Here is a 7,569-nt window from a genome sequence, read left to right as displayed (position 1 = left end):
GGAAAAACGCAGTGGCGATCCGGCAAGTCAGGACACCAGGCACCACACCGACTCTGCAGTCAACCCCCGAAGGACTTCGAGTGTCGACCACTAAGCCGGGAAACGACCCTCGACCTTCTCCGCTCTGGCAATGCCCAGGTTTTGATCGGCCAAGAGGAAGGGCCCTGGCTTGACGTCAAGGCCGATCACTACAACCTCCAGTCACAGCACGGAAAGATCTCAATCGCCCAAGCCGTTTCCCGCTTCGCCAATGCTGAACACGGCGGCATCGTGGTGGTTGGCATGCGCGGCAAGAAGGTTCCGGGCGGGGAGGTCATCAGCGGCATCTGCCCCGTGCCAGTGGACGGCCGAACGCTGCGCCAGTACCAGGACGCCATCGAGAAGCAGCTGTACCCGCCGCCGGACCTTCTCGACATCGAGGTTGTGCCGGCTGACGGCGGCAGCCTGGTGATCCTGCACATCCCGCCCCAACCAGAAGAGCTCAAGCCCTTCCTTGTCCACGGTGCGGTCGTGGATGGGAGGGTCGAGGGCGCCTTCATCAGCATCGTGCGCCGCAGAGGCGAGTCCTCCATCCCCATCACTGCGCCGGCAATCCACGCCACCCTGGCTGCAGGCCGAGCGCTGCTGCGGCGGGGCGAGCTACCCAAGGAGTGACTACTCGACCGCCCCGGATCAGCCTGCCTTCAACGGTTCGACCCTCGAGTGTCCAACCAAGTAGGACTGGGTGCCGGAGTTAGCCCACGATGGCACGTCGACGTAGCTCCAACAGCAGGGCCAACCCGGATGCTCTCGGACGAGCTCAGCCCCAATCATGGCCCGCACTGCCGGGCAGCCTGATGCCGGTGCGCGCGTTGACACCGACCGCAACTCGTAGATGCGGTCAAGCGTGGCCGGGCAAGGGGCAAAGACCTCGCGCAGCTTGCGGCTCGGTCTTGAGGTCGCCAGATTCGGTGGAAGCGCTAGGTGTACGGCCAGCAGAAGTAGCCGTGCGCCAGACCTCGGCTAGGTCGATACTGGTTACATCGCTGCTGCTGGGGTCGTGGTGTGCTATGGCTGTCGATCAGGCTCAGCTGATTGAGGAATTAGCTGAAGAACTCGGCAAAATTGCAGGTACAGGCGTATCGGAAGCAAAGGCAAGGGACGGACTGCCCAAACTTCGCCAGATACTGGCCGTACCAGAAGGATCTCCCACGCCAAGGGCGCAGCAGCTAATCAAACAGCGCCTACGCGGGCGAATTGACGCCATAATCGGAGATCAATGGATCCTTGACCCTCCAGTCAAGGTAGAAGCTGACGCCCTTCGCGATGCGTTGAGCTGCCTATTCCAGCTCTCACACCCCGACCTCAAGGCTTATAGCGCCTATAAGCATGCATACGAGAAACGTTGGGCATATGCTGTCGACCGACTTCGCCTTCAGATGGCACAACGGACCCTCCGTCAAAAGTGCCAACCTCTGATGCATTGCCTGGCATGCCAGCTCACTGCTCCGCCGCAGCAGTCCGACGGCCTCATGCACGAGCGCGTCCAACTGATCATATCCCTGGATGATCAGGGTACTCCCACCGAGGCCACCGTAATAGAAACCGCGCGCTGCGTACGGGAGGGCGCCGACCGCAGCTCCTTTCCTGTCGACTACTCCAGCGATCCCGCATGGGCCGCCGTCAAGGTCGAACCCCTTTCCGGCCTGATAGAAATATATCGGCAAGACATAAAGAACCGCCGGATTCTCAAGCTCGTTCCGACGTTTCGCCCGCTACGGCCAGGCGATGAGATTAGCTACAGCTTCCGAATCGTCTTCATGGGCGCAGAACCAGTCAAGCGCCATCTGTACCACTGCCGCTATGTTCGCTACAACCGCTCCTCGCTTGAGATCCGATTCTCGCCAAAACGGGTACCACTACGCGTCTGGACGCTTGCCGGCATTGCTCCCCACAGCCTCGACGAGATCTCGGACGGCCCACCCATCGCCAGCCCCAATCGGATGACGTACAGCTGCGACTTCTCCGACTGCGAGACTGGCCTGGCTTACGGTTTGGGCTGGGAGTGGCAAAGCGAATCCAGTAAGCGCACTAGAAAGTCCGCATAACTATTGCAAAACACGCATATATGTGCTATTATTGACAATTCTCGGTCGCAGCCCTTCCTGAGTGATGGGGACTGCGGCCTGGAATTTCCGGGTCGCTCCTTCTCTTCCAGGAGGCCCCGGAATGACCGACGCTACTGTTACTTCCAGTGCAATCTACAACGCCACCGAGCTCAAACTGAACGACTTCTTGAGCGCGATGCTCTCCAGCCCCTGCAATCCAAGGCCGGTGAGGATTGAAGTCGGACCCGAGTTCGTCAGGCTTCCTGCAATCGGAATAGATGGCGCCGACCCCATCGCCATCCAGCTTATACCCACCATGATCAAGATGATGGCCGTCAAGGAGTTCGTCTACTATCAGTATGAGTTCGAGGGGTGGCTCGTCGGCGACTACCCTGAGCGCGACTGGGTCTACGGTGAGCTCCAGCTCGGCTCCGATGATGGAGAACTCTGTTTCGCCGGGATCGCCCGCACCTCAACGACCGAGGAACGAGCGAAGCACCTCGGCCTGAGGCCCTACTTCCCGGTCTCCGACCCGGAGAGCTTCGTCTACCCGTCCACATAAGACCTGGGCGGCCCTACCCCCGTAAGGCCCGCAGCTACACTGCGGGCCTTTTCTCGTACCCGGGGGTCTGCCAAACCTCTGTCAAAGTGCCGGAATACGCCGAAAGCCCGCCAAGGGCGGGCTTGATTCCGCGAGACGATTCAAGATCCGAGGTGCCACAGGGGCACACGCACTCGCACTCGGACTGGATCTCAAGGAGGACAAGTGCAGTATATCCCGTTCAACGCCGGCCACCACGGCGACGTTCCCGCGAGCGCCAAGACGTTCGCGGCGGAACTCCACGCAGCCCTGGGCCGCTGCGAGGACCGTTACGCACACGACCACGACTTCAAGGCGGCCCGACACAAGATCGAGGAACTGGTGGCGTGGGCGTTCAAGGCGCTGCTGGAGCAGCCGACCCCCGACATCACCACCTGCTTCCAGTACGCCTTCCGGTGGGCAGCCTGGTTCGACGGTGACGCCCCGACCGTCGCTGAGCGGCTCCAGGCCGCCTTCGACTGGTGGATCGAGATCGGCCAGGGCGACGACGAGTTCATCGCTCTCATCAAGGAGCTCAAGATCAAGTCGGCCGATGCGTTCCGCCAGCTGCTCAGCCCGCCCGCGTCCCGCGTCCTCCACCCGAGGGTGTCGATCCTGGAGGACGTTCGGGCACAGCAGGGGCTCGATCTGGCTCTGCTGATCTTCAACGAGTTCGAGAAGCTCAAGGCCATGGCCGACAGGCTCGGCCAGCTGCTCGGTGCCCTCGGCCTCCGGGCTGCCGCTCGGCTGACTGAGGAAGCTCGGCTTGGCTTCGAAGCGGCCATCACGAACTACGGCAACGAGCCGCTCACCGGGTCGACCGCGGATGAGCAGGAGCTGGCCGATCAGTACCGCATGATCATCGAGGAGTACAGCTACTGCACGGGCCTCGTCCTGGATGACTGCTTGGGCCTCGCAACCTGGGAGACGGAGGTCGGCCTGGAGCAGCTCGGCATGATCGCGCGGGCCGCCAGCCTGTCCTGGTGCCCGGACTGGTCGAAGAACCAGAAGCTCTGGGTCGTCGACCTGGTCTTCGACGGGATACCGCTCCCCGACGAGGTCTGGGAGCAGATCCCGCTCGGGGCCGAGCCGCCCGACGACCCGGACGCCGCCGCCGATGGCGACGAGGAGGTGGGGGCGTGACCACCTTCGAGACCCCCGGCGAGGCTCGGGCCACCAACAGCTACGGCCTCGCGGCCCGCGCCTTCGCGCGCCTGAAGGAAGCCGAACAGGGTGTGGACGGCCACCACCTGCCGTCGCTCCGCGGCGTGGCGTTCGCGGCCTGCGCCCGACTGGCCCTGCAGGCCAGCGCGCACTGCGACGCCCTCATTGAGGAGTACACGGCCGGCCCCGGTCAGGATTCGGTCGAGGCGGAGAACCAGCTGGCCGAGGACTACGCCGTCGCCATCGAGTTCAGGGTGGTCGAGTTCGAGCACACGGCAGAGCGCCTGATGCGGGCCTTCGTGATATTCGACAACGAGCTCGGTCTGGAGGTCCTGGCCGAGGTGGCCCTCGCCCTGCTGGACCGGTGGCAGGCCGAGAACTCGCGCGAGTACAAGCTGTCCATCGTGCAGGAGATGGTGACCGGCCAGCCGCCCGACGAGGCGACCATCAGCCTGCGGGCGACGGAAGAGCTGAGCCTGATGCTGCAGGGGAAGTACGGTCGTGAAGCCCTCTAACCGATGGGCCCTGGCGATGGTCCTGCTCATCATCCTGCTGCTGGCCCTCCAGGGCCTGGTAAACGCGGTCCGGCCGATCTTGCCCCTCCTCATCGCCGGCCTCGGGCTCTTGGCGCTCCTGGGCGTGATCATCTGGGCGATCCTGCGCCGGAGCACCCGCTGGTGAACCCGGCCGACGCCACGTAACTCCTGCCGGGGCAGCCGCCCCGGCTTTTCAATTCCCTTATCCTCAGGAGGAGTTATGAGCTTCCGTGCCCCGTGGACGCCCGCTGACCAACCTCGGCAGTCGTTCGAGGTGGCCTTCCCGCGCGACCTGACCACCAAGCTGGCCCTGGGCTTCATCCGGTCGCTCGCTGGCCCCTTGCGCCGAGGTGTCAGTCCACCGCGCAGCGTCGCCATCGAGCTGTACGCGGACGGCCGGTCCGGCCTGTCCTACCTGATCAACGTGCCTGACGTCGCCGCAGCCGAGGTCCAGCGCCTACTGCTGGCTCACCTGCCGGGTGCGGTCCTGACGCCGGTGCCACCCACCGCCGACCCGGTACTCACTATGTCGTGGAGCAAGGTCATCGAGATCGGCCTCAACCGGCCGACCGAGCCGTTGCACACGGCGGGGCTGACCACGGTCGTGCCCACGATGCTCAGCGCCTTCGGCGGGCTCCAGGCCAGCGAGGCCCTCCTGAGCCAGTGGGTGATCTACGACGCGAACCCGGTCAACGTGGCCACCACCAACCGGAAGGCTGCCGAGCCCCGGTGGCGGGCCGTGGGCCGGATCGCCGTCGCCGGCAGTACTGCCGAACTGCTGCTCGGCCGGCTCAGGAGCGCGTACAGCACCCTCTCGACCGAGGACGACTCGGTGATCGGCGGCGTCCAGGTGCAGCGGCGACTGGTCCTGCCGCACCTGGCCGAACAGCGACTGCGCCGCCGGGCTGGCGCGGTGCTGCGGCCGTCGGTGGTCACCGCCAGCGAGCTAGTGGCGCTCGCGGCCTGGCCGCTGGGGCGCCCGCACGTGCCGGGGCTGAAGACCGCCTTCTCGCGCCGCCTCGCCGCGCACCACCACATCCCCCTCTCAGGCGGAGTGTTGCTCGGCTCCTCCAACTTCCCCGGCGACCCCCGGCCCCTGGCGGTGTCAGAGCGAGACCGCGCGGCCCACTGCCTGGTTGTCGGCCCGACCGGCGCTGGCAAAACCACACTCATCGAGAACATGATCGCGTCAGACCTCGCCGCGGGGGCAGGCCTCGCCTACGTCGACCCCAAGGGCGACTCGATCGGGCGGGTACTCGACCTCGTGCCACCCAAGCGGCTGGACGACGTCATGCTGTTCGACGTCACTGACTTGGAGCGGCCCACCGGGTTTAATGCCCTGGCTGGCTCCCGGCCGGACCGAACGGCCGGCCAGCTCATGCTCGTGTTCGACCAGCTCTTTGGCTTCTCAGCCAGCACGCCGCGCGCGTATGACGTGCTGCGCAACACGCTCATGAGTCTGGCGACGTGCGGTCACACCATCATCGAGGTGCCGCTGGCCCTGCTGCCCGGCCCCCGGGGCGACGCTGTCCGGGACCAGCTGCTGTCGCAGTTGGACAACCCCGAGCTGCGCGACTTCTGGGCCTGGTTCGGCGGCCTGTCCGCCCGCGACCAGGCGGAAGTTGGGGCGCCCATCACCCGACGGCTGCGGCCGCTGGTGCTCTACCCCGAGTTGCGCCTGACCTTCGGGCAGGTCGGCTCCGGACTCGACCTCCCGGCGGCCATTGCCCAGCGCAAGATCATCCTGGTGCCTTTGAGCAGCGCCCAGCTGCACGAGGAGGCCAATCTAGTCGGCACGCTCTTCCTCAACGAGCTGTGGACCGCCGCCCAGACGACCCCCCACGCTGAGAACTTCGGCCTCTACGTGGACGAGTTCAAGGACCTCGTGAACTTGGCCGTGCCGTTCGGCGACGTGCTGGCCAAGGCCCGCGGCTCCCGCTTGCCGATCACCTTGGGCACCCAGGACGTCAGCCGCCTGAGCGAGGGCATGCGCCGGGATGTCATGAACAACACAAGGACTAAGGTGCTGCTGCAGCCGGCCGCGTCGGACCTGAAGTACTTGCGGGCGGAGCTGGGCGAGTGGGCCACTGACGCCGACCTTGCCAACCTCGGACCGCACGAGTTCATCGCCCGCATCAACGTCGGCGGCGCGACGACTCCACCGGTTTCCGGCGTCACCCCGCCACCGCCGACGCCTCTCGGACTGGGTCAGGCCGCCCGAGCCGCCTCCCGCACGCGGTACGGCCGGCCGGGGGCCGAAGTTGAAGCTGACATTCGCCGCCGCCTCGACGTCTTGTCCGGCCGCAGGGCCGGCCCCACCCCGACCGCCGGGCCGGTGGACGCCGCCGGTGACCCCGCAGACTGGGCCGACTGGGAGGAGTGGCAGTGAACGTCACGGCGGGCTACCTGAACCAGCTCCGGCCCCAGCTGTCCGACCGCGATCTAGAGATCATCCGGCAGGTCGGGCGCTTCAAGCTCATGACCGGCAGCCAGCTGGAACGCTTGTTCTTCGCCCACTGCTCCGACATCAGCCGGGCGCGGAATCGGCAGGCGGTGCTCAGGCGCCTGACCGACTTCCAGGTCCTGACCCGTGTCGGCCAGCGGCGGGTCGGCGGGTGGGCGCACGGCTCGGCTTCGTTCGTCTACACGCTCGACATCGCCGGCCACCACCTGGCCGGTTCAGCGGGCGCCCGGCCCCGCCGGTCCTACTCCTGGTACGAGCCCACGGTGAACCACTTCCTGGCCACCGCCGAGGTCTACGTGCTCCTGGTCGAGGCCAGCCGCATGGGTCAGCTCACCCTGCTCGACTTCCAGGCCGAGCCGAACTGCTGGCGGACGTTTGCGCAGCGCACGCTGAAGCCCGACGCCTTCGCCGAAATCGGCCTGGTGCGCCCCGACGGCCGGCGGGTCAAGGGCGGCTTCTTCATCGAGGTCGACCGGGCCAACCAGTACGGTGCGAAGATCGCGGGCAAGCTCCCGCGCTACCTGGAGTACTACCAGCACGAGCGCCTGGCCGGCGCCACGGGCCTACCGCGCCGCGTGGTGTTCCTGGCGCCCGATGCTGGCCGGGTGGACTATCTGAACCGCTTGGTGGCCAGCCAGCCGGACGCCGGGCAGCGGTTCAGCGTTGGGCTGCTGGACGACGTCGTCAGCGCCCTGCTCGGCACCTGACCTGCCCGCCGGGGTCTACGGGTCAGGCTGC

General features: G+C 66.1%; 8 protein-coding genes. All 8 read left to right on the top strand.

The genetic code is table 11. The annotated features are described in order from the left end of the window. Positions 1-654 (top strand): ATP-binding protein (locus tag AB0J08_RS35835; protein WP_360642463.1); only part of this gene is annotated, 654 nt, incomplete at its 5' end. A gap of 395 nt (positions 655-1,049) precedes the next feature. After that, the gene (locus tag AB0J08_RS35830) at positions 1,050-2,087 is read left to right on the top strand and encodes a hypothetical protein (RefSeq protein ID WP_360642461.1); all 1,038 of its coding nucleotides are present in this window, start codon (positions 1,050-1,052) and stop codon (positions 2,085-2,087) included. 121 nt (positions 2,088-2,208) lie between these two features. Beyond that, positions 2,209-2,649 carry a hypothetical protein gene (locus AB0J08_RS35825; RefSeq protein ID WP_360642459.1) on the top strand — a complete coding sequence of 147 codons (441 nt, stop codon included), beginning with the start codon at positions 2,209-2,211 and terminating at the stop codon, positions 2,647-2,649. A gap of 204 nt (positions 2,650-2,853) precedes the next feature. Next, positions 2,854-3,810, top strand: coding sequence for a hypothetical protein (locus tag AB0J08_RS35820; RefSeq protein ID WP_360642457.1), 957 nt, complete (start codon positions 2,854-2,856; stop codon positions 3,808-3,810). Further along, positions 3,807-4,346 (top strand): hypothetical protein, encoded by a 540-nt coding sequence (locus tag AB0J08_RS35815; protein WP_360642455.1) that lies wholly within the window; start codon positions 3,807-3,809, stop codon positions 4,344-4,346. Before AB0J08_RS35820 ends, AB0J08_RS35815 begins: the two co-directional genes overlap by 4 nt. Further along, a complete protein-coding gene (locus tag AB0J08_RS35810; protein ID WP_360642453.1) occupies positions 4,333-4,512 on the top strand; it encodes a hypothetical protein in 180 nt (59 codons plus the stop codon). Before AB0J08_RS35815 ends, AB0J08_RS35810 begins: the two co-directional genes overlap by 14 nt. Before the next feature lie 75 nt (positions 4,513-4,587). Then, positions 4,588-6,756 (top strand): hypothetical protein, encoded by a 2,169-nt coding sequence (locus AB0J08_RS35805; RefSeq protein ID WP_360642451.1) that lies wholly within the window; start codon positions 4,588-4,590, stop codon positions 6,754-6,756. Beyond that, a complete protein-coding gene (locus AB0J08_RS35800; RefSeq protein ID WP_360642449.1) occupies positions 6,753-7,538 on the top strand; it encodes a replication-relaxation family protein in 786 nt (261 codons plus the stop codon). Before AB0J08_RS35805 ends, AB0J08_RS35800 begins: the two co-directional genes overlap by 4 nt. Positions 7,539-7,569 lie beyond the last annotated feature (31 nt).

The organism is Kitasatospora sp. NPDC050463 (genome assembly GCF_040655255.1).
In the GTDB taxonomy this organism is placed as follows: Bacteria; Actinomycetota; Actinomycetes; order Streptomycetales; family Streptomycetaceae; genus Kitasatospora.
The sequence above is the reverse complement of the archived record's forward strand: the minus strand, read 5'-3'. Positions and strand labels throughout refer to the sequence as shown.

Excerpts from the sequence above, each read along its gene's own strand:
- AB0J08_RS35830 (WP_360642461.1), top strand. The coding sequence starts at position 1,050 with ATGGCTGTCGATCAGGCTCAGCTGATTGAGGAATTAGCTGAAGAACTC.
- AB0J08_RS35825 (WP_360642459.1), top strand. The coding sequence starts at position 2,209 with ATGACCGACGCTACTGTTACTTCCAGTGCAATCTACAACGCCACCGAG.
- AB0J08_RS35805 (WP_360642451.1), top strand. The coding sequence starts at position 4,588 with ATGAGCTTCCGTGCCCCGTGGACGCCCGCTGACCAACCTCGGCAGTCG.